Source organism: Nocardia sp. NPDC005746 (assembly GCF_040630785.1).
GTDB lineage: Bacteria > Actinomycetota > Actinomycetes > Mycobacteriales > Mycobacteriaceae > Nocardia.
Genome location: NZ_JBEXYE010000012.1, coordinates 124394 through 145907, shown reverse-complemented (window position 1 = coordinate 145907; position 21514 = coordinate 124394). Strand labels below are relative to the sequence as shown.

General features: G+C 71.3%; 17 protein-coding genes. 9 read left to right on the top strand and 8 right to left on the bottom strand.

The window, feature by feature from the left end:
• Positions 1–55: 55 nt before the first annotated feature.
• Entirely contained in the window at positions 56–859 is an 804-nt protein-coding gene (locus ABZ412_RS23280) for a carbon-nitrogen hydrolase family protein (RefSeq protein ID WP_357283713.1), read from the top strand.
• Between the two features lie 41 nt (positions 860–900).
• On the top strand, positions 901–1548 hold the full coding sequence (locus tag ABZ412_RS23275) for a phosphoribosyltransferase family protein (protein WP_357283439.1): 648 nt from the start codon (positions 901–903) through the stop codon (positions 1546–1548).
• 6 nt (positions 1549–1554) lie between these two features.
• Here the strand turns inward: ABZ412_RS23275 and ABZ412_RS23270 are convergent, their stop codons facing one another.
• On the bottom strand, positions 1555–2298 hold the full coding sequence (locus ABZ412_RS23270) for an alpha/beta fold hydrolase (protein ID WP_357283436.1): 744 nt from the start codon (positions 2296–2298) through the stop codon (positions 1555–1557).
• A gap of 422 nt (positions 2299–2720) precedes the next feature.
• Here ABZ412_RS23270 and ABZ412_RS23265 point away from each other — a divergent pair, with 422 nt between their 5' ends.
• Positions 2721–6461: an AAA domain-containing protein gene (locus ABZ412_RS23265; protein ID WP_357283433.1), complete on the top strand. Its 3741-nt coding sequence runs from the start codon at positions 2721–2723 to the stop codon at positions 6459–6461.
• Positions 6462–6510: 49 nt separating this feature from the next.
• On the opposite strand, the gene ABZ412_RS23260 is transcribed toward ABZ412_RS23265, so the two are convergent.
• Together ABZ412_RS23260 and ABZ412_RS23255 are read right to left on the bottom strand one after the other, a co-directional pair.
• A complete protein-coding gene (locus ABZ412_RS23260) occupies positions 6511–7686 on the bottom strand; it encodes an amino acid deaminase/aldolase (protein WP_357283430.1) in 1176 nt (391 codons plus the stop codon).
• Positions 7687–7742: 56 nt separating this feature from the next.
• Positions 7743–8222, bottom strand: coding sequence for a TetR family transcriptional regulator (locus tag ABZ412_RS23255; RefSeq protein ID WP_357283428.1), 480 nt, complete (start codon positions 8220–8222; stop codon positions 7743–7745).
• A 419-nt stretch (positions 8223–8641) separates the two neighbouring features.
• Here ABZ412_RS23255 and ABZ412_RS23250 point away from each other — a divergent pair, with 419 nt between their 5' ends.
• A complete protein-coding gene (locus tag ABZ412_RS23250; RefSeq protein ID WP_357283425.1) occupies positions 8642–9376 on the top strand; it encodes a tyrosine-protein phosphatase in 735 nt (244 codons plus the stop codon).
• Between the two features lie 27 nt (positions 9377–9403).
• Here the strand turns inward: ABZ412_RS23250 and ABZ412_RS23245 are convergent, their stop codons facing one another.
• Both ABZ412_RS23245 and ABZ412_RS23240 read right to left on the bottom strand, forming a co-directional pair.
• Positions 9404–10654, bottom strand: coding sequence for an AMP-binding protein (locus tag ABZ412_RS23245; RefSeq protein WP_357283422.1), 1251 nt, complete (start codon positions 10652–10654; stop codon positions 9404–9406).
• Between the two features lie 320 nt (positions 10655–10974).
• Positions 10975–11769 carry an enoyl-CoA hydratase/isomerase family protein gene (locus ABZ412_RS23240; RefSeq protein WP_357283419.1) on the bottom strand — a complete coding sequence of 265 codons (795 nt, stop codon included), beginning with the start codon at positions 11767–11769 and terminating at the stop codon, positions 10975–10977.
• Between the two features lie 208 nt (positions 11770–11977).
• Here ABZ412_RS23240 and ABZ412_RS23235 point away from each other — a divergent pair, with 208 nt between their 5' ends.
• A complete protein-coding gene (locus tag ABZ412_RS23235) occupies positions 11978–13003 on the top strand; it encodes a glutathione S-transferase C-terminal domain-containing protein (RefSeq protein WP_357283416.1) in 1026 nt (341 codons plus the stop codon).
• Between the two features lie 4 nt (positions 13004–13007).
• Here the strand turns inward: ABZ412_RS23235 and ABZ412_RS23230 are convergent, their stop codons facing one another.
• Both ABZ412_RS23230 and ABZ412_RS23225 read right to left on the bottom strand, forming a co-directional pair.
• A complete protein-coding gene (locus ABZ412_RS23230) occupies positions 13008–13427 on the bottom strand; it encodes a VOC family protein (protein ID WP_357283414.1) in 420 nt (139 codons plus the stop codon).
• A gap of 4 nt (positions 13428–13431) precedes the next feature.
• Positions 13432–14271: a helix-turn-helix transcriptional regulator gene (locus ABZ412_RS23225; RefSeq protein ID WP_357283411.1), complete on the bottom strand. Its 840-nt coding sequence runs from the start codon at positions 14269–14271 to the stop codon at positions 13432–13434.
• 130 nt (positions 14272–14401) lie between these two features.
• Here ABZ412_RS23225 and ABZ412_RS23220 point away from each other — a divergent pair, with 130 nt between their 5' ends.
• The 3 genes from ABZ412_RS23220 (at position 14402) to ABZ412_RS23210 (ending at position 17038) form a co-directional block, all read left to right on the top strand.
• Positions 14402–15118, top strand: coding sequence for a hypothetical protein (locus ABZ412_RS23220; protein ID WP_357087233.1), 717 nt, complete (start codon positions 14402–14404; stop codon positions 15116–15118).
• Entirely contained in the window at positions 15115–16062 is a 948-nt protein-coding gene (locus ABZ412_RS23215) for an ABC transporter ATP-binding protein (RefSeq protein ID WP_357283409.1), read from the top strand. Before ABZ412_RS23220 ends, ABZ412_RS23215 begins: the two co-directional genes overlap by 4 nt.
• 187 nt (positions 16063–16249) lie before the next feature.
• Entirely contained in the window at positions 16250–17038 is a 789-nt protein-coding gene (locus tag ABZ412_RS23210; protein WP_357283406.1) for a hypothetical protein, read from the top strand.
• Positions 17039–17041: 3 nt separating this feature from the next.
• On the opposite strand, the gene ABZ412_RS23205 is transcribed toward ABZ412_RS23210, so the two are convergent.
• On the bottom strand, positions 17042–17575 hold the full coding sequence (locus ABZ412_RS23205; RefSeq protein ID WP_357283404.1) for a VOC family protein: 534 nt from the start codon (positions 17573–17575) through the stop codon (positions 17042–17044).
• 145 nt (positions 17576–17720) lie between these two features.
• On the opposite strand from ABZ412_RS23205, the gene ABZ412_RS23200 reads away from it, so the two are divergent.
• Positions 17721–21470 (top strand): ABC transporter ATP-binding protein, encoded by a 3750-nt coding sequence (locus ABZ412_RS23200; RefSeq protein WP_357283401.1) that lies wholly within the window; start codon positions 17721–17723, stop codon positions 21468–21470.
• Positions 21471–21514: the final 44 nt, after the last annotated feature.

Genomic DNA, 21514 nt, shown 5'->3' with positions numbered 1-21514 from the left:
CCCCGAGCCCGGCGCCGCGGCCCGGCAGCAGGCCGGCACCGCGCCCGCGGGGTCGGTGGACGTGGCGGTGGTGCAGTTCGATCCGCACACCGACACCGTGGCCAATCTCACCGCCCTGCGCGCCGAGGTCAAAGCGGCCAGCGAACTCGGAGCGAAGGTGGTAGTGGCCCCCGAGTACGCGATGTTCGCCACCAAGCGCCTCGACGAGCGGGTGCTGGCCGCCGCGGAGCCGCTCACCGGAGAGTTCGTCACCGGATTGCGCGGCGTGGCAGCCGAATTCGGCGTGCACGTGGTCGCCGGCGTGGTCGAGGCCGGGGGCCCGGACCAGCCCGCCGGGCACATCTACAACACGCTCGTCGCCGCCTCCCCGGACGCCGAGTTCGCCGCCGTGTACCGAAAAGTTCACCTCTACGACGCTTTCGGCTCCCGCGAATCCGACCTGCTCATCCCCGGCCCGCTCGACCAGTCCCAGACCTTCACCGTCGACGGCGTCGTATTCGGCATGCAGACCTGTTTCGATCTGCGTTTCCCCGAGGGCATTCGCCGCCTGGCCGCCGCCGGCGCGCACACCCTGCTGTTGCCCGCGCAGTGGATTCCCGGCCCCGGCAAGGTCGATCAGTGGACCACCCTGCTGCGGGCCCGGGCCATCGAGAACACCATGTACGTGGCCGCCGCCGACCAGGCCGCGCCGCGCGGCTCCGGCGCCTCCATGATCGTCGCCCCCACCGGCGCGGTGCTGGCCGAACTCGGCGATCAGCCGGGCATCGCCACCGCCCGCGTCGACCTGGCGCACCTGGGCGAGGTCCGGGCCACCAACCCCAGCCTGGCGCTGCGCCGGTACACCATCCGCGGCGAATGAGCCCCGGTGAGCCGGGGCTCACGCAACTAGACTGAATACCGATGATCTATCCGGATCGCGGGGCCGCCGGACGCGCGCTGGGTGAGGTGCTCGGGCACCTGCGCGCGGCGGATCCGTTGGTGCTGGGACTGCCTCGCGGCGGGGTTCCGGTGGCGGCGGCGGTCCGTACGGCGATCGGCGGCGATCTGGATGTGCTGCTGGTCCGCAAGCTCGGAGTGCCCTGGCAGCCGGAGCTGGCCATGGGGGCCATCGGCGAGGACGGGGTGCGGGTCCTCAATCACGACGTCATGCGGCAGACCGGTGTGTCCCCGGAGCAGCTGATCGACATCGAGCACGTCGAACGCGCCGAGCTGGAACGGCGGCGGCGGGTGCTGCGCGAGGGGCCGCCGATCGACATGACCGACCGGACCGTGGTGATCGTCGACGACGGCATGGCCACCGGCGCGACCGTGGCCGCCGGATGCGAGATCGCGCGCCGGCACGAGCCCCGGCGGGTGGTCGTCGCCGTGCCGGTGTCCTCGGCCGAAGCGCTGCACCGGATCCGGGCCATCGCCGATGAGGTGGTGTGCCCGATGGTGCCGCGCAATCTCGGCGGCGTGGGCGGCGCGTATCGCGACTTCCACCAGCTCACCGACGCGGAGGTGGTGCGGCTGTTGCGGCCCGCCACCGCCCGCGACCCGGAACGGTGACCGCCGTCAGACCAGCGAGCGGGCGTGCACGAAATCGACCACCTCGGCGGTGACCGCCGCGTGCGCGGGCTCGTGCAGCAGATCGTGGCCGGTGTCCGGATAGGTGAGGAAGCGCGCCCCGACCTGTTCGGACCAGGCCCGGACCGGGTCGATCGGCGCGCGCCGATCGTCCGCGCCGTGCACGATCAGCACCGGCAGGCCCTCGGGCAGCCGGGGGCCCGGCCAGTCCGATTCGCTGGCCGTCGCCGCCGCGGCCCGGGAGCGGGCCTCGGCCGAACTTCCGCCGGAAACGGCTTGGGCCCGGCCACGATTCGCGACCGCGCTGCCGCGGGCGGATTTCGGCGACCGGCCCTCCAGCACCGCCTGCGGCGTACCGGACAGGACCAGACCGGAGAAGTCCCGCGGTTCGGCGTCCCGCAGCACCGCCAGCGCGGTGGCCGCGCCGAGCGAGTGACCCATCAGGAAGGGCGTGGAGTCGGAGTGCCCGTGCACCTGATCCAGGAACAGGCGCGCGTCGGCGGCCAGTTCGTGGATATTGCCGGGCCGCTCCGGGTCTCCTTCGCTGAGACCGTGGCCGGAGGTGTCCAGGGCCCAGAGTTCGATTCCGTGGGCGGCGAGCGCCCGGGCAAACCGATGGTAGTGCGCGCTGTGCTGGCCGATTCCGGGCAGCAGAGCCAGGACGGCCTGCGCATGGTCGAGCCGCCATCGTCGGTAGTGAAGGCGGCCGCGAGCGCTCGCGAGGTAAAGCATCGGCAGATTGTGACAGACCGGAAGCGGCTGTGGGGGAGCTCCGAACAGGCAACTGGTCAGTAATTAATGGAGAGACCGAACGGTCGGCCCGGGTTTCCGGTCCGGGGCCGGTCCCGGCGGCCGGACCGGATGGGCGACTCGGTCTCGCCCGCCGGGCGACACGCCGGAATGGCGGGGCGATTTCTGGCGTCCGACCGGGCGTTGAGCCAACTTCGGCCACCGCGCCCCGCACGAGTCGCGTTGTCTCCCAACACCGCCCGCAAACGCGCGCTGACGTGGCGGCTCGTGACCGGGACGACCCCGTACGCGGGCCCCACCTGGCGGCACATCACACCGCCCGCAGTCATTACGCTATGGCCGACTCGGCACGTGACGATTCCCGGCCGGGCGGGCGGAGCAATGGCACAGGAGGGCCGCGATTGATGCTGTTCGGTGATCGTGTCGTGTGCAGCACCGGAGACCTGGTGGCGGCGGCGCGTTGTGAGTTCGCGCTGCTGCGCGCGCTCGACGCCGAACTGGGACTGGTGACCCCGGTCGAGTTCCCGTCGCGCGGCGCGCTCACGCGCACCCCGGACCCGGCCGTCGAACACCGCCTCGCCGACCTCCGCGACCGCCACGGCGACGCCGTCACCCGCATCCGCCTATCCCGGGCCGCCGCGGCCACCCTCGGCGTGGCCGCCCTCACGCCCCCGGAGGCCGGCCCACTCGCGGGCCTACCCGACGACCATCCCCGCGCGCTACGCCGCGACACCGCGACCGCGACGCCCGAACACACGCAGGACGAGGCGCTGGCCGGACTGTGGGTCGCGCACGAGCAGACCGCGGCGGCACTGCGCGGCGCGGCCGAGGCGGTCGCGGGGGCCGTCCTGTTCGACGGCGACTTCGCGGCGCGCTGCGAATTCCTGGTCCGCGACCACGCACCCGAGGGCCACGACTACATCGTGACCGGGGTCGCCGGACGCCGCGGCGGGGTCGCCACCCTGCTCGGCCTGGCAGCGGCAGCGGAAGCCCTGCGGCACAACGGCTTCCGGGCCGCCTCACACGCGCTGGTGTGGGAGGACGGGGTCCGTGCGACCCACCGGCTCGCCGACATGGCGGTGGTCTACCAGGCCCGGCGCGCGCGGCTGAACCTCATCGTGGAATCCAAACTCGGCGAACTACTTCCGGTGCAGTGGGGCGATCGGCGCTTCCTGGCCTGCGGACACTGCCCCACCTGCACCGCCGAACTCGAGGCCCGCCGCGACCTGCTGCTGGTCGCGGGCATGCGCCCGGCCACCCGCGCCCACCTGCGCGACGCCGGCATCACCACCGTGGACCGGCTCGCGGTCGCCGACTCCACGGTCACCGGCATCCCCGCCGCCACCCTCACCACCCTGCGCCGCCAGGCCGAGGTCCAGATCCTGCGCGAACGCACCGGCCGCCCCGTGCACGGCCTCGTCGAGCCGGCCGCTCTCGCCGCCCTGGCCGCCCCCGCCCCGGGCGAGCTCTTCGTCAGCGTCACCGCGCCGCCGGGACCCGACGGCGCCGCCATCCCCATGCTCACCACCTGCGGAACAGCCCGCCCCCGGGCCGGAATACGCCGCACCGCAGGTGATCTGATCGTCCACGTGGGTTTCGCCGCAGCGGTCGGCGACGCCGATCCCACGAACGCCCGCCACCGCGCCGACAGTCCACGCGACACGCGGACCGACACCGCCGAACACCCGCGCGAGCCGGAACACGCCGCGGCCCGGCTCGGTAACGCGGAAATCCCTCCGGTGGCACTGAGTTTCGGTCCCAGAACGCCCGGCGAGACGGCCCCCGGGACCGTCGGAGATCGCGTGGCCACCGCCGAGCCCGGGCCGATGCCCGGCGTGAGCACCATCGACCTGGGCTTCGTACCCGCGCCCGCACTGCCGAAAACCGAGCGCACCTTCGTGATTCGAGGCGCCGAGCGGGACGGCGGGGTGTCGCTCACCCGGAGGCGGGACGACGCGGACGAGCTGCTGGAGTTCCTGATGGAGCGGCAGCGCGAGTTCCCGGAGCTGCGGATCCACCACTACCGCGCTGATCTGCGCGAGGTGCTCGATGCCGTCGGGGAGCGCGACTCCGAGGCCGAGGACGCGGTGGCGGAGCTGCTGCCCGCGCTGGTCGATCTGTACCCGGTGGTGCGGGCCGCGCTGGTGGTCGGCGAGCGGTCCTACGACCTGCATCAGCTGCCGCCCAACCAGGAGGAGAGCGGGCACGGTGCCGAAGCGGTGCTGCGCCTGCGGGATTGGCTGCTGGAGCTGGCCGCCGAACACCAGGTGCGGCCGAGCCGTCGCTGGGCCTACGACTACGCCGAGACCGGACCCGACGATGTCGAGGCCGCGCTGCGGGAATTCGCCGAGAGCTCGGGCGCTCGACGCGGCCCGGCCCAGGAGGCCGCCGGACTGACCGCGGCCGCGCTCGGCTATCACCGGCGCGAACGCCGCCCGCTGCGCTGGGCCCACGACGACCGCCTCGACCACCCCGTGGACGAATGGGCCGACACCGCGGGCGTGCTCGTCGCCGACTCCGGTTCGGTCGACACCGACTGGCACGGCACCGGACAACGGCCCCTGCGCCGGTACCTGACCCTGACCGGACGCCTGGGCACCGGCAACGCGCCGCCGCCCGGCACCCCCGTGCTCACCCTCTACGACCACGCCGCGCCCGGGATGGCCGTCACCCCGGGCCTGCGCGCCACCGCGCACGCCACGGTGCTCGGCTGTTCCTTGGACGCGGGCTTCGAGGACGTGGTGCGCGTCGTCGAGTTCCTGCCCGAGGGCTGCGCGCCCTACGACGAGCTGCCCACCGCCATCGCGCCCTGCCCGCCCGGCACCGACGCACGTCTCGCGGAAGCCTTGGAGGACACCGCACATCAGCTGCTGGTGACGCTCCCCCACGTGCCCGAGACGGCCGTCTTCGACATCCTCACCCGCCGCCCGCCCCGGCTGCGCACCGGCGCGGCGCTGCCCGAGGTGTTCGGCGACCACGCCGCCGCCGTCACCGCGGCCGTGCTGGACCTCGACAATTCCTATGCGGCCGTGCAGGGTCCGCCCGGCACCGGCAAGACCGTCACCACCGCGCGCGCCGTGGAACGCCTCGTCACCCGCTACAAGTGGCGGGTCGGGGTGGTGGCGCGCACGCACCGGGCGGTCGAGCATCTGCTCGACGCCGTCGTCGAGGTGGGCGTGCTGCCGGAGCTGGTGGCCAAGGCCGACAGCCGCGCGGTGGCCCCGGAATGGCTGCCCATCGAGGCGTCCCGTTATCCGCGCTTCCTCGACAATGCCGTGAACGGCTGTGTGGTGGGCGGACTCTCGGGCGACTTCACCGATCCCGAACGCATCGCACGCGACAGCCTGGACCTGCTGGTCATCGTGGACGCCGGGAAGTTCCCGCTGGCCGAGGCAGCCGCGGTCGCGGTGTGCGCGCGCAACCTGCTGCTGGTCGGCGACCCCGCGCCGCCCACCGCGCACGGCACCCACCCCGAACCCATCGCCGAATCCGTGCTGGGCCGGCTGCTCGGCGCGCACCGCACCCTGCCCGCCGCCTACGGCTACTTCCTGGACCGCACCTGGCGCATGCATCCGCGCATGTGCGTGCCGGTGTCGCGGCTGCGCTACGAGAATCGGCTGCGCTCGAACGAAACCGTCACCCTGGCACGGGAACTCGACGGCATTCCGCCGGGCGTGCGCACGGTCGCGGTGGAGCATCACGGCAACGGCACCGAATCCGCCGAGGAGGCGCGCGAGATCGTGCGCCAGGTGCGGACGCTACTCGGCCTGCCCTGGCACACCGGGGCGGTCACCCGCCGCCTGCACCCGCACGACATCCTGGTGGTGGCCCCGTATCACGCGCAGGTGGCGCGCATCCGAACCCTGTTGTCACGGGCCAAGATCGAGGACGTGCTGGTCGGCACGCCCGACCACTTCCAGGGCCGCGAGGCGGCGGTGGTGCTGGTCTCCATGACCACCTCCGCGCCCGAGGACGCCCCGCACGGCATCGGGGCGCTGCTGTCGCGGCACTGGCTGACCAGCGCCATCTCGCGGGCCATGTGGTCGGCGATCATCGTGCGCTCGCCGCTGCTGACCGAATTCCTCCCGGCCACCACGGCCGAACTGTCCGACCTGGCCGCGGTCCTGCAACTCGACCGGGTCTGACACCGCGCCACCGAGTTCCCCCGACTGCCGGAACTCGGTGCACTCGGGGTCAGCCGAAGTTGTGGCCTTCGCCGCGATAGGTCGGCACGGTGGTGCGGCTGCCGTCGGCGTCGACGAGATGAACCTCGTCGAACCGCTCGCACAGCTCGCCCGCCTTGGCGTGCCGGAACCAGACGCGATCGCCGATCCGCAGCCCGTCGGCGCCGGTCAGCGGGGTCTGCACCTCACCCGCGCCCTCGGTGCCGATCAGCTTCAAGCCCAAGGGCCACACCGGTTTCGGCACCCGGGACGCACCCGTGGGACCCGAGGCGATGTAGCCGCCCGAGTACACGGTGGCGATCCCGGGCGCGGGACGGCGCAGCACGGGGGCCGCGAAGTACATGGACGGGCGCGGAGCGAGATTGCGGTAGCCGTCGAACAGGGTCGGCAGGTACAGGCCCGAACCCGCGGTCACCTCGGTGACACCCGGGTCGGTGATGGAGACCTCGATGGACCCGGTGCCGCCGCTGTTGACCAGCTCCAGTTCACCGGCCACCGACCGCACCGCGTCCAGCACCTGGCGGCGGCGCTTGCCGATCTCCGCGGCGGAGGCCCACTTCACCAGGCGCACAGCCAGATTGGTGTCGGGCAGGCCAGCGATCTGGGCCTCGTAGGTCATCACGCCGACGAGCCGGAAACCGCGGGAACGGGTTTCGGTCGCCAGCTTCGCGGCCTGGTCGGGGGTGCGAATCGGGGAGCGGCGCACGCCCAGGTGGAGCGGTCCGATGCGCAGGGAGGCGTCGACGTCGAGACACACACGGGGAGCGGCCTTCTCGCCGACGACGGCGCGGATGAAGTCCAGCTGGTCGGTGTCGTCGACCATGAGGGTGATGGAGTCGAGCAGCAGCGGATCTGCGGCGAGTTCGGCCAGCGCGTGCCGGTCGACGGTGGGATAGCCGAGCAGCACGTCGCGCGCGCCCTCGCGGACCAGCCAGATCGCTTCGCGCAGTGAGTAACCCATGATCCCGGCGAAGCCGCCGGACGCGGTGAGTTTGTCGCCCAGCACTTCCTCGAGCACCGCGCGGCAGCGGACGGATTTACTGGCTACCCGGATCGGCACGCCGCGGGCGCGGCGCACCAGATCGGCGGCATTGGCGCGCAGGGCGGTCAGGTCGACCGCGGCCAGCGGTGGTTCCAGGTCGGCGGTGGCCGCGTGCAGCCCGCTGATCGGCGACGAATCGGTCACCAGATCATTCGACCACGAACCTGGTCACTCGTCCAGCACAAAGTTCGGGGGAATCCTCAGAGGTCGACGGCCTTGGTGGACAGGTACGAGACCAGGTCATCCAGCACGACCAGCGAGATCTCGTCATCGCAGTCCGCCAGCCAGCGCAACACCATGCCCTGGATGACGGCCAGCAGGTAGGCGGCGATGGCATCGACCGGTTCCAGCCACTGGGTGCCCGATCGGCGGGCGCACAGGTCCAGGAACTCGGTCACGTCGGCGTCCAGTTCGCGGAACATGGCGGTGGCGATCGGATCCGGTACGCAACCGGTCTGGTTCTCCCAGCGCCGCCGCAGGACCGACAGGGTCGATTCGTAGGCTCGCAGCTGCCGATCGGGTGAGGATTTCAGGATCGGCCACAGCGTGCTGACGCCCGCGTGCAACAGAACTCGAAGCGCACGATTACCGCTGAAATCGAGCGACCCGGCCGCGGCCTCGATGGCCTCGGTCATGGCCGGACGAAGTCCGACCTGGGTGATTTCTCCACTTGCGCTCAACGACGACTCCCTTTGGCGAAAAGACTCGCGCACCTCTGCCTGCGCGGCTCGCTCAACGGGTTGCAGATCAGCATCGATCACCGGCCTGTACCCCGGCGTACCCGTTCAACGGGTACCGATGTTACGTCTTTTACTTGCCTTGCGACCAGCTTTGATAGGCGAATACGGACCTCAGGATTGTTTTGTTACCTGATTGAAACGGGCCCGCGATCGATTGGGAATGATCAAATTGAACGATCGCCAGGTAAAGCCGCTATTTGGACCAATCGGTATTTTATGGCGGTATGCGCGACACACAGAGCGGGTGTGCGCGAACCCACACCCGGCGGCGTATTTTCGGGCCCCGGATTCGCCGCGAACGAGTCCCGCTCACCGATCGATCGCCGACCGCGAGTCCCACTCACCGATAACCTGAGCTCGTGACCTCTGCGCGCTACGACCAATTCCTGATCTCCGGCACCTTCAACTTCCGTGATCTGGGTGGAGCACGGACCGTGGGCGGATCCACCGTCAAGGAAGGCGTCCTGCTGCGGTCCGCCCAGCTCAGCCGGATCGACGACGCCGGTGTCGACACCCTGCGCACACTGGGCGTCACCGACATCCACGACCTGCGCGGACACGCCGAGATCGAGTACATCGGGCACGACGTCATCCCGGACGGCGTGCGACTGCGGGTCACGCCCTTCGACTCCCGCATGGGCCAGACCCCGCCGCACGAGGCGCGTGACAAGGCGACCGCCCAGGCCCACATGCTCGAGGTCTACCGCGAGTTCCCGGCCCTGCCCGAGGCCCACGTCGCGATCAAGTCGCTGGCCGACTCCGCGCTGGCCGGCACCGCGCTGGTGCACTGCGCCGCCGGCAAGGACCGCACCGGCTGGGCGGTGGCCACGCTGCTGCGCGCGGTCGGGGTCACCGAGGACGACGTGTTCGCCGACTACCTGCTCAGCAATGACGCGGTGCCGGTGCTGCGCTCGTTCATGACCGCGGAGTCCGACAAGGACGTCTCCGACGACCTGCTCGGCGTCCGCACCGAATACCTGGAATGCGCCACCACCTCGATGCACGCCCTCTACGGCGGCCTCGACGGCTACCTCACCGAAATCGGCATCACCATCGAGATCCGCGACGCCCTGCACACCCGCCTGCTCGGCTGAGCGCTCGCGTCCGGTCGGGTCCGCGCGTCAGCCGACGCGGCGGACCAAGCCGTCGGCGGTGATGCTGACCTGGTTCCCGGTGTGGAACCAGGGCCCGGTGAAGCGCGATTCGGTGGTCTTCGGGTCGTTCCAGTACCGCGGGCTCACATTCGGCCCGCGGCACAGCAATTCGCCGCACCCGGCGTCCGCGCGCGGGCCCCATAACGCGAGTTCGGTTCCCCCGAAGGCGAATCCGAGGGTGTCGCGAGCGCTGTCGTGGTCCTCGAGGTCCACGGCGGTGTCGTCGCGGGCCAGGCCGATGCCGGAGGTCTCGGTCGCGCCCCACACCGACCACTGCCGCGCGGCCGGGAAGACCTCGCGCAGGGTGTCGGCGACCGAGCCGGAGGCGGCGGTGGCCGCGGCCAGTTCGGCGCGGTGCCCGGCGCTGCACACCTGACGCACCTGCTCCACCCGCAGCCCCGCCAGGCCGGGCAGCAGTCCGGCGAAGATGCTGGGGGTCGCGGCGACCATGTCGATGCGTTCGGCCACCAGCGCCCGCGGCACCAGGGACCGGTCCGGGGTGAGCACCACCGTGCCGCCGACCGCGAACGTCGGCAGCAGTTGATCCACGCACCCGCTGGCGTGCGCGAGCGGCAGCAGCACCAGGTTGCGCAGGCCGTCGGTGGGCAGGTCCAGCGCGCCGACCACGGAACGGATTGCGGAGAGCAGGTTCTCGTTGGTCAGCTCCACCCCGCGCGGGGCGGTGCCGGGGCCCGGGCTGGTGTAGGAGAGCAGCGCCAGCTCGCCCAGGGACGCGCCGTCGTCGATGAAGGCCGCGCCGTCGGGCAGGGCCGCGGCGAAACCGGTCGCGGTACCGCCGCCGTCCAGCACGAAGTCGGCGCAGGCGTCGCGAATCACGCGGTCCGCCAGCGCGTCCGGGAGGCCGTCGTGGACCAGCACCGGGACCGCGCCGGAGAGCAGCGCGCCCAGGAAGGCCTGGACCCACCGGGCGCCGACCGGCATGCGGACCGCGACCCGGTCGCCGTAGCCGATGCCGTGCTCCTGCAACCCGCCCGCGATGCGGGAGGCCGAGTACCAGAGCTCGCGGTAGGTGAGCCGGGGGCCGCCGATCTCGACGACGGCCTCGCGGGCGGCGAAAGTGTGGACCTGGACGTCGAGTAGCTCGGTCAGTGCGGGGGTGAGGTTTCCGTAGCGCAGGATGCCGTCCGCGGCGCGCGCAAGCGGGTTGTCACACCAGCCGTTTCGCGTGTGCGGGAATTCCACGAGTAACTGCGACATCGTCCCTCCGAGTGCCTCGAAGCCCTGCCAGGCATGAGTGACTATATGATGCAGATCACAGAAGTGGGCGGATTGTCGGCAAACGGATGTCAGGCTTTGACCCCACGGAAACAGATCGGCGTCCTGCCAAACCTCGGTTCCCCCAATCGAGCCTGCGGAAACGCAGGATTTGGGATGTCGTTCACGACCGGGCGTCCGGAATGAGCATCGAGCGGTCTCGTGTCGCACCCGATCCGACAGCATCGCAGGTAGACGGCTTGACACGCCCGGGCGTCATTAGACACGCCCGGGCGCGCACAGCCGGTCCGGCCGGCCTGGGTCTATTTGCCCGTGTACGTGGCCTTTCCGGGGCCGACCTCCAGGAAGCTGCGCACCGCGCCCTTCAGGTCCGCGGTGCCGAAAAGTTGCCCGGACACCTCCGGGGTCACCGAATCCGCGTGGGCGACACCACCGGACCGCCAGGCCTCGATGATCGTCTTGGTGGCCGCGTGCGCGCGGGTCGGACCCTCGGCGAGGCGGGCCAGCAGCGCCCGGGCGGCGGCGTCCACGTCCTCGTGCACGGCATTGACCACACCCCAGTCGGCCATGGTGGCGGCGTCGTAGAGGTCACCGGTCATGACGAACTCGCGGGCCCGGCCCGAACCCGCCCGCTCGGCCAGCCGCTGCGGGCCGCCCATGGACGGGGTCAGGCCCACCACGGTCTCCACCAGGCCGAACTTGGCCTTGGGAGCGGCCAGGACGATGTCGCAGGCCAGCGACATCTCGAAGGCCGCGGTCAGGGTCAGCGAGTGGGCGGCGAAGACGACCGGGCAGGGCAGCGCCTCGAGCGGGTGGATGATGCGCGCGAACAGGGCCTGCCACAGCTGCGCGCCCTCCTCCTCCGACAGCCCGTCGAAGACGTGCACGTCCACGCCGCCCGACACCAGCTTGCCGTCGGCGCGGATCAGCAGCGCGCGGGGCGGATTCGCCGACAGCTCCTCGAGATCCGAGGCGAGGGTGTCCATCAGCGCCTTGTCGAAGAGGTTCAGCGGCGGATGGTCGATGGTGAGGATCGCCGCGTCCGCGCCGCCATCGGTGACGATGCGCTCCAGGCGGGTGGGCTTCGAGTCAGTCATGCCCTGAATGTATGCGGACGCTTACCTTCGCAAAAGAGGCGGCACAACATCGGTACGACTACCTGCAACAAGATCACCCAGAGGGTCGCGGCCGTCTCGATTCTGGACCGCACCTCGATAGACCTCCGCCTTGGAGCGGAGGAGGGAAGAATCGAGACCTCGGGGCCGCGAACCCACCCGGAGCGGAGCGGAGGGCAAAATAGACACGGTGACCACCTCGAACAGCGAGCCGGGGACCTATGTCGAGCCCGGCGAATTCAAGCGGGACACGAATTACATCGAGACGCGGATCACCGCGGACGGGCGGGACGGGTATCCGGTCGAGCCGGGCCGGTACCGGCTGGTCGCGGCGCGGGCCTGCCCGTGGGCCAATCGCACGCTGATCGTGCGGCGGCTGCTCGGGCTGGAATCGGTGCTGTCCCTGGGTTTGTGCGGGCCGACCCACGACAAGCGCAGCTGGACATTCGACCTGGATCCGGGCGAGGTGGATCCGGTGCTCGGCATCCACTTCCTGCGCGACGCCTACTTCGAGCGGTTCCCCGACTACCCGCGCGGCATCACCGTGCCCGCCGTCGTGGACGAGCACACCGGCGCGGTGGTCACCAACGACTACGCGCAGATGACCCTCGACTTCTCCACCGAGTGGACCGAGTACCACCGGCCCGGCGCACCCGACCTGTACCCGGAAGATCTACGCGCGGAAATGGATCCGGTCATGCGCCGGATCTACACCGAGGTCAACAACGGCGTGTACCGGTGCGGGTTCGCGGGCGACCAGCAGGCCTACGACGCCGCCTACGACCGGCTCTTCACCGCCCTCGACTGGCTGAGCGAACGCCTCGCGGGCCAGCGGTACCTGATGGGCGACACCATCACCGAGGCCGATGTGCGGCTGTTCACCACCCTGGCCCGTTTCGACCCGGTCTACCACGGCCACTTCAAGACCAACCGGCAGAAGCTCACCGAGATGCCGGTGCTGTGGGCGTACGCCCGCGACCTGTTCCAGACCCCCGGTTTCGGCGACACCGTCGACTTCGTGCAGATCAAGCAGCACTACTACATCGTGCACACCGACATCAATCCGACGCGGGTCGTGCCCAAGGGCCCCGAACTCGGCGACTGGCTGACCCCGCACGACCGGGAAGCCCTGGGCGGCAAGCCGTTCGGTGACGGCACCCCGCCGCCTCCGCCGGTGGAGGCCGAGCGGGTGCCCGCCGGTCACGGCGCGGTCTGACCGCTCACTCCCCCGCCGCGCCCCGATAGGTGCCGAAGCTCCAGTAGACGCCTTCGGGGTCGCGGCAGGTGAAACCCTTTGATTCGTAATCGGTTTCGTCACGCAGTTCGCGGGTGACGGTCGCGCCCGCGGCCCGCGCCCGCTCGTACAGCGCGTCGACGTCGTCGAGGGCGATGTACACCGAGCCGACGCCGGGCGGCTGGCAGTCCAGCGCCATGCCCTCACGCACCCCGCCGAGCATGATCGCGCCGCCGCCCGGCCAGGCCAGTTCGGCGTGGTCGACGGTGTCGCCCGAGTCGTAGCGGGCGGTGGTCTCGAAGCCGAAGGCGGCCTCCAGGAACGTGATCGCGGCCGCGGCGTCGCGGTAGACCAGGGTCGGCCAGACGACGATGGCGGTCCGCACGGAATTGGTGGTTTCGCTCATGGCACTAGCCTCCGACCTCGGCCACCGGTTGGTCTTGGACGAATGGGAACTCCTCGTGTTCCCGCCACACCGACGGCGGCATGCCCGCCAGCTCCCGCCACTCGCGGGCCATGTGCGCCTGGTCGTAATACCCGGCGGCGGCCGCCACCGTCGCCAGCTGCGGCGCGACCGGCTCGCGCAGCAGCCGGTGCGAGCGTTCGAAACGGGCCACCCGGACCGCGTCCTTGGGGGTGATGCCGAACTCCGCGCCGAAACGGCTGCCGAGATGCCTTCGGCTCCAGCCGATCTCGTCGGCGACCTCGGCCACCCGCACCGCCGGGTCCGGCCCGGACAGCAGCGCCCAGGCGTGGGTCAGCTCGTCGTCCCAGCGCACGGGGGCGAGGTGCCGCAGCAGGATCTCGTCGATGACGGCGAACCGCTCCGGCCACGACACCGGCTCCGCCAGCCGTTCCCGCAGCTCCGTCGCGCGCGGCCCGAGCACGTCGGCCAGGTCCACGATCCACGAACCGAGCGCCGCGGCCGGCATCCCCAGCACCGCCCGGCAGCCCAGCGGGGTCAGATTCAGCTGCACGCCGTGCTGGAAGCCGTTGTGCGCGATCACCGCCGGACGCACCGTGAGCCCGCTGGCCAGCATGTCCCAATGGCCGCCCGCCTGCTCGGGATGGCTGGAGACGGGGACGTGGATGGGTTCGCCGATGGTGATGATCACCGTCAGCGCCGACCCCGGCATGCCGATATGGGTGCCCGGGGTGAAGCCGTGCAACAGGTAGCCCTCGTAGCCGAGGACGTACGCGCTCAGCCGCGGGTCGGGCACACCCAACGCGCCTTCGGACACGCCTGCCACGCGGTCCACCCTAGGCCGATCCGGCGCGGTGCGCGATGCTCCCATCCGGAACCGGTCTATCTCGCGAATCGTTGTCGAGGTGCCATAGAGTTTCGGTCGGAGAGGACCGCACGGAAGTAAGGGGTTGCCGATGTTCAAGGGCGGATTCGAAAAGGCGGTCGTTTCGCTGCTCGACAACGGGTCCCAGGTGCAGGCCCCGGCGGTCGCGAAATACGTCGCGAAGCTGCGGGCCGATCATCCTGACGAGACACCCGGGCAGATCATCGCGCGGTTCGAGAAGCTGTATCTGAACACCGTCACCGCCTCCGGCACCGCGGTCGGAGCGACGGCGGCCGTGCCCGGCGTCGGAACCGTCGCGTCGGTGGCCGCCATGAGCGCGGAGACCGCGTTCTTCCTGGAGGCGTCCGCGGTGTTCACCCTGGCCGTGGCCGCCGTGCACGGCATCGCGCCCGAGGACAAGGAACGCCGCCGCGCCCTGGTCCTGGCCGTGGTGCTCGGGGAGAGCGGCATGGAGATCGTGCAGAAGAGCGTCGGCGTGTCGGCCAAGAACTGGGGTGGCCTGATGGCCGCCAAGATCCCCGGCCTGAGCTCCATGAACGACTCGCTGCTCAAGCGGTTCATGGTGCAGTTCATCGCCAAGCGCGGGGCGCTCATGGTCGGCAAGGTGATCCCGGCCGGAATCGGCGCGGCCATCGGCGGATTCGGCAACCGGGCGCTGGGCCGCCGCACCGTCGACAATGCCCGCAACGCCTTCGGAGCGCCGCCGCTGAGCTGGCCACAGCCCATGATCGTCGACGCCGACCCGCTGACCGCCCTGAACGCGCCGGCCTGGAACAAGCAGCAGTGAGCGCCCGGCCCCTCGCCTTCGCCGCCGGCGGGCTGACCAAGACCTTCGACAGCATCACCGGCGTCGACGACGTCAGTTTCGTGGTGCCCGCCGGGACGGTGGCCGCGCTGGTGGGACCGCACGGCGCGGGCAAGTCCACGGTGCTGCGCATGCTGCTCGGACTGCTCGCCCCCACCTCGGGCACCGCGAGCGTGGGCGGGCCCGGTTCCGGTGCGCGCGCCGGACGGCGGGCGGTCGGCGCGATGCTCACCCCGCGCGGGCTGGACCCGGCGCGGCGAGTGTTCGCCCAGCTGCGCGTGTACGCCGCCGCCGCGGGCGTCGCCGATGAGCGGGCCGAGGAACTGCTGCGGCTGGTCCGGCTCCTCGACGCCGCCGACGAACGGATCGGCAATCTCACCGAGGGCATGCGGACCCGGCTGGCGCTGGCCGTCGCCCTGCTCGGCGATCCCCCGCTGCTGGTGCTCGACGATCCGGCCACCGGACTCGACATCGGCGAAACCGCCTGGCTCAATGACCATCTGCGCGGCCACGCCCGCCGCGGCGGCACCGTGCTGCTCACCTCGCGCACCATGAGCACCGTGCTGCCCATCGCCGACGAGCTCATCGTCATGGACCGCGGCCGCATCGCCTACCAGGGCAGCCCCGCCCGGCTGCGCCGCAGCCACCCGGACCGGCTGCTGGTCAAGGCCTCCAGCCCGATCGCGCTGGCCACCTCGCTGGCCGCGCAGGGCTTCACCGACGCGGTCATGCGGCCCGACGGCCGCCTCGCGATCGCGGAAGCCTCACTGTCACAACTGGAATCGGCCGCCTCCGCCGCCCGGGTCCAGCTCACCGAGGTCACGCCCGAACACATCCATCCGGATCAGGTGCTGGCCGCCCTCACCCACACCGGACCCACCGCCCCCGCCTACCCCGGCCCGGCCGCCCCCGGGGCGTATCGGTGACATCGGTGTGCCACATCGGCATTCGCTATCGGTCGACGGCGCCGGCAACCGGTGGCCCGGCCCGCGAACGATCGGTCCGCGGCACCGCCGCCGAGACGCTCGATTCCGGAGCAGCGCCCCGTGCCGCACGGATATGCGGTGCCGGGCAGATCACGCAGACCGGGGACGCTTCACGAAAGGACGCTCGATGAAGTTCACTGTGCCGCCGGTGGTGGCCCGGGCCGCGAATTCCGAAGTGCGGAAGGTGACTTCGGTGCGGCTGAACTGGGTGATCGGCGGCGGGGTCGTCGCGGCGGGTGTGGCGGCGTTCGTGGCGCTGGGCGCCGGATTCCAGCCCGGGGGCGAGAACGCGCAGGGGTTCAGCTCCGGGTCCGGCTGGGCGGCCGTGCTGACCGCCTGGGTGGTGGTGCTGACCGTGGCCGCGGCCGCTGCCTTCGGGGCGGTCGGCGCGGGCTCGGAGTTCGCGACCGGGGGCGTGGCGATGAGCTCGCTGTTCACACCCGACCGGACCCTGCTGCTGAGCGCGAAACTCGTGGTGGCGGGGGCGTTCTCGCTCGCCACCGTGGTCGCCATGGAGGTGCTCGGCGGAGCCGCCATGCGACTGGCGGGCGGCTCGCGGGTGCCCATGGACGGTGGCTTCTTCGGCGTGCTGATCGGGGTGGCGCTGGCCGCGGTGTGCTGGGCGGTGATCGGGACCGCGGTGGGCTTCGTGCTGCGCTCGCCCACCCAGGCGCTGATGGCGGTGCTGGGCTGGGCGGTGCTGGAACCGCTGATCTGGATCACCGCGCGCGCCATCGGATTCGGCGGGCTGGCGGCCATCCTGCCGGTGTCCTCGACGGTCGGGGCGATCAGCGGCGGACGGTACGCCAAGAACGCGCTCATCGCGCCCACGCCGGCGGCCATGGCGATGCTGGTGCTGTGGAGCGCGGCCGCGGGCGCGGCGGGCTGGTGGTTCTACACCCGCCGCGACATCTGACGCTCAGCCTCGGTCGGCGAACACCCGCTGCCAGACCGCGTGATCGGTGCGCGGGCCGCCCGGGGTGTCCGCGCCGTACTCGGCGATGAGCCCCGGCAGGTCGAGCGGCAGGCTCGGCGCGGTCATACCCGCCAGTTCGGCCTCCACCGCGGTGTCGGGAACCAGCCAGCAGACCTCGAATTCGATGCCGTCCGGATCGGCGGCGTAGAGGGCCTTGGTGGAGGCATGGTCGGACGCCCCCGTGAGCGCGCCCGCCGCGATCAGGGCGTCGCGCACCCGCTGCAACTCGCTGAGCGTGTCCACCTCCCAGGCCAGGTGATAGAGCCCGACCCGGCCGGTGCGGTGCGGGACCGACGGGTCCGGGGACTGGAACAGACCCAGGTCGTGGTCATTGGCCGACCCCTCGGCCTGTAGGAACGCCCCGCCCGGGAAGCCGCCGGGCAACCGGCGGAAGCCGAGCACCTCGCTGTAGAACGCGACCGAGCGTTCCACGTCGGAGACGAACAGGACAGCGTGATTGAGGCGCTGAATCGGCATGGCGGGAACTCCGTTTCGACGAGACCGGACGCGGGGTGCGAAGTTCAGCGGAACACGCCGGGACCGGAGACACAAGGCGGCGTCCCGGCCACACTGGTGAGGGGACGGGAACAAACAGGGGGTGGGGCGGTCGTTGTTCTCCGCGATGAGTTCGAGCGATGTGGGCGAGGCGATGGTGACCGGGGCCGGTGACGGAACAGGCCGCGGATGGCTGCGGCGGCTGTGGGACAGGTGCGCGGGGCACCCGTGGATGCTGGCCGGGCTGGCGGCGGCGATCGTGGCCGGCGCGGTCGTCGAGGTGACCGGGCCGCTGCTGGCCAAACGCGCCCTCGACGGCGCGACCGCGGGCAATACCGGCATCATCGCGGGCCTGGCGATCGCCTTGGGCGCGCTCGCCGTGGGACGCTTCCTCGCCTCCTTCGGCCGCCGCATGCTGGCCGGGCGGCTCGCCCTCGACGTCCAGCACGAACTGCGGGTGGATCTGCTGGCCGCCCTGCAACGCCTGGACGGGCCCGGGCAGGACGAGCTGCGCACCGGCCAGGTCATCTCCCGCTCGATCAGCGACCTCACCCTGGTGCAGGGGCTGCTGTCGATGGCGCCCTGGTCCTCGGTGGCGGCGCTGCAATTCGTGCTCGCCGCGGGCGTCATGCTGTGGCTCTCGCCGCCACTGGCGCTGGCCGCGCTGCTGGTGGTGCCGGTGCTGGCCTTCGTGGTCTACCGGGTGCGGCCGCGTCTGTACGCCGCCACCTGGTCCGCGCAGCAGCGCGCCGCCGATCTGGCCCAGCACGTCGAGGAGACCGTCACCGGCGTGCGCGTGGTGAAGGGCTTCGGTCAGGAGGCCCGCATGGTCGACCTGCTGGAGGGCCACGGCCGCGAGCTGTACGCCGAACGCATGCGCGCGGCCCGCATCGACGCCCGCTTCAGCCCGACACTGGGCTCGATTCCGCAGGCCGGGCTGGTCGCGGTGATCGCGGCGGGCGGGCTGCTGGCCTTCCACGGCAGCATCGGGCTCGGCACCTTCCTGGCCTTCGTCGCCTACGTGGCCACCATGACCAACTCCACCCGGATCGTGTCGTACGTGGTGGTGATGGCGCAGTTGACGCGGGCCGCGGCCGAACGCGTGCACCAGGTCATCGACAGCGCGCCCGACCGCGTCGACCCCGAGCATCCGGCGCCGGTGCCCGACGGACCGCTCGGCATCGACATCGAGGGCGTCACTTTCGGTTTCGATCCGGACCGGCCGGTGCTGCGCGATTTCAGCCTCGACATCGCGCCCGGGGAGACGGTGGCGATCATCGGCCCGGCGGGCTCGGGCAAGTCCACGCTGAGCCTGCTGCTGCCGCGCTTCTACTCCCCCGGCTCCGGCCGGATCAGCCTGTACGGCACCGATTCCCGCGCCGATGTCGCCGACCTGCGCGCGGCCGACCTGCGCGCGGCCGTCGGGGTGGTGTTCGACGAGGCGTTCCTGCTGTCCGACACCATCGCCGCCAATATCGCCCTGGGCCGCCCGGAGGCGACCGCGGCCGAGATCCACGCGGCCGCCGCACAGGCCGCGGCGGACGACTTCATCAATGCCCTCGCCGACGGTTACGACACCGTGGTCGGCGAACGCGGCCTGACCTTGTCCGGCGGTCAGCGCCAGCGCATCGCCCTGGCCCGTGCCCTGCTGACCAACCCGCGCGTCCTGATCCTCGACGACGCCACCTCAGCGGTCGACGCGGTCACCGAGGCCGCGATCTTCGCGTCCCTGCCCACCGATTCCGGCCGGACCACCCTGATCCTGGCCCACCGCGAATCGACGCTGTCCCACGCCGACCGCGTGATCCGGCTGCCCGCACCGGAATTCGCGCCGCTCGATCCGGCGGCCGCGGACTCCGACCTCGAGCTCGGGCAGACCGCGGCGGGCTCGCAACCGGACCGGGATACGCCCGAGGAAGTGCGGCGGGTGCTCGGCAAGCTGCCGCCCGCGCTGGAAGAGCCAGGGCTGGACGCGGACTCGTTGCGGGAGCCCGACCCCGGGTTCCGGCTGAGTCACGCGCTGGGACTGGTGAAATGGCTGGTCGCCGGAACCATGATCCTGCTCGCACTGAACGCGCTTGTCGGCGTGGGTTTCCCGTCGGTGGTGCGGTATGCGGTGGACGCGGGCGTCGGGCGGCACGACGGCGCGGCGCTGGTCCGGGCCACCATCATCGGCGTCGTCCTGGTCGTGGCCGGGTGGCTGGTCGCGGCGACCGCGCTGCTGTGGAGCAACCGGGCCGGGGAACGGGTGCTGTTCGGGTTGCGGGTGCGCAGTTACGCACATCTGCAGCGGCTCGGCCTGGACTTCTACGAGCGGGAACTGTCCGGCCGCATCATGACCCGGATGACCACCGACATCGACGCGCTGTCGACGTTCATGCAGACCGGCCTGCCGGACGCGCTGGTCGCGCTGCTGACCGTCGGCGGAATCGCGGTGGCGCTCACCATCATCGATCCGGGCCTGGCCCTGGTGGTGTTCGTGACGGTGCCCGCGCTGCTGGTGGCCAGCTGGAAGTTCCGCAAGGTCTCCGACGCCGCCTACAGCGCCTCCCGGGAACATTCGGCGACCGTGAACGCCGACTTCGCCGAGAACGTCGCGGGACTGCGGGTGGTGCAGGCCAATCGGCACGAGGCGATCTCCGAGCGGCGCTTCGCCGGATACTCGGACAACTACCGGGTCAGCCGGATGCAGGCGCAGCGGGCCATCGCCACCTTCTTCGCCTTCGTCGGCATGTGGGCGGACCTGGCGCTGGCCGCCGTCGTGTTCACCGGGGCCTGGGCGGTCGCGCACGGGACCACCACCGCGGGCACCCTGGTCGCGTTCGTGCTGTACCTGCAGCTGCTGTTCGGGCCGATCATGCAGTTGTCGCAACTCTTCGACGGGTACCAGCAGGCGCGGGTCGGGTTGCGGCGCATCGGGGAACTGCTGCGCACCCCGTCCTCGATCGCCCCCGATCCCGCGGACGCGGCCCCGATCGACGGGCAGCTGCGCGGCGAGGTGGTGTTCGACGACGTGCGTTTCCAGTACCCGGGTGCGGTGCGGCCCGCCCTGGAGGGCGTCAGCCTCGGCATTCCGGCGGGCGGCAGCCTCGCGCTGGTGGGTGAGACCGGCGCGGGCAAGTCGACCATCGTGAAGTTGCTGGCCCGGCTCTACGACATGCCACGAGAACGTGTGTCCGGTGACGCGAATCACGAAGTTACCGACGCCGCGACGGCAATCTCCATAGCGAAAACGCATGATAAAGCCCGTGATCCGGACACCCACGGCGCAATTCGGGTGGACGGCGTGGATATTCGCGACTATCGCCTCGCCGACTTCCGTTCCCGGCTCGGCGTGGTGCCGCAGGAAGCTCACCTCTTCACCGGCGACATTGCCAGCAACATTGCATTTGGCAAACCTTTTGCGAGTCGCGTTGAAATCGAGGCGGCGGCCGCCGCGGTCGGTGCGCTGGACACCATCGCGGCGCTGCCCCGGGGCATGTCACAGCCGGTCGGGGAACGCGGGCGCGGGCTCTCGGCCGGGCAACGCCAGCTCATCGCCCTGGCCCGGGCCGAACTGGTCCGGCCCGACCTGCTCCTGCTCGACGAGGCCACCGCCGTGCTGGATCCGGCCGCCGAGGCATCGGTGCTGGTCGCGAGCGAATCGGTGACGCGGGGGCGGACCTCGATCATCGTGGCGCACCGGCTCGCGACAGCCGCGCAGGCCGATCGGATCGCGGTCGTCGAGCACGGCCGGATCAGCGAAATCGGGTCGCACGACGAACTCCTCGCGGCCCGCGGCGCGTACTCCCGCTTGTGGGCTGCGGCGCGGGCGACGGAAGGAATATTCTCGAGCGAGGACGAGTCGTCACGAGAGAATGCGTCCGCTCGGTGGTAGCCACGACCGACGGCGAACGGGGGTGGGCATATCCTCAGTGGGGG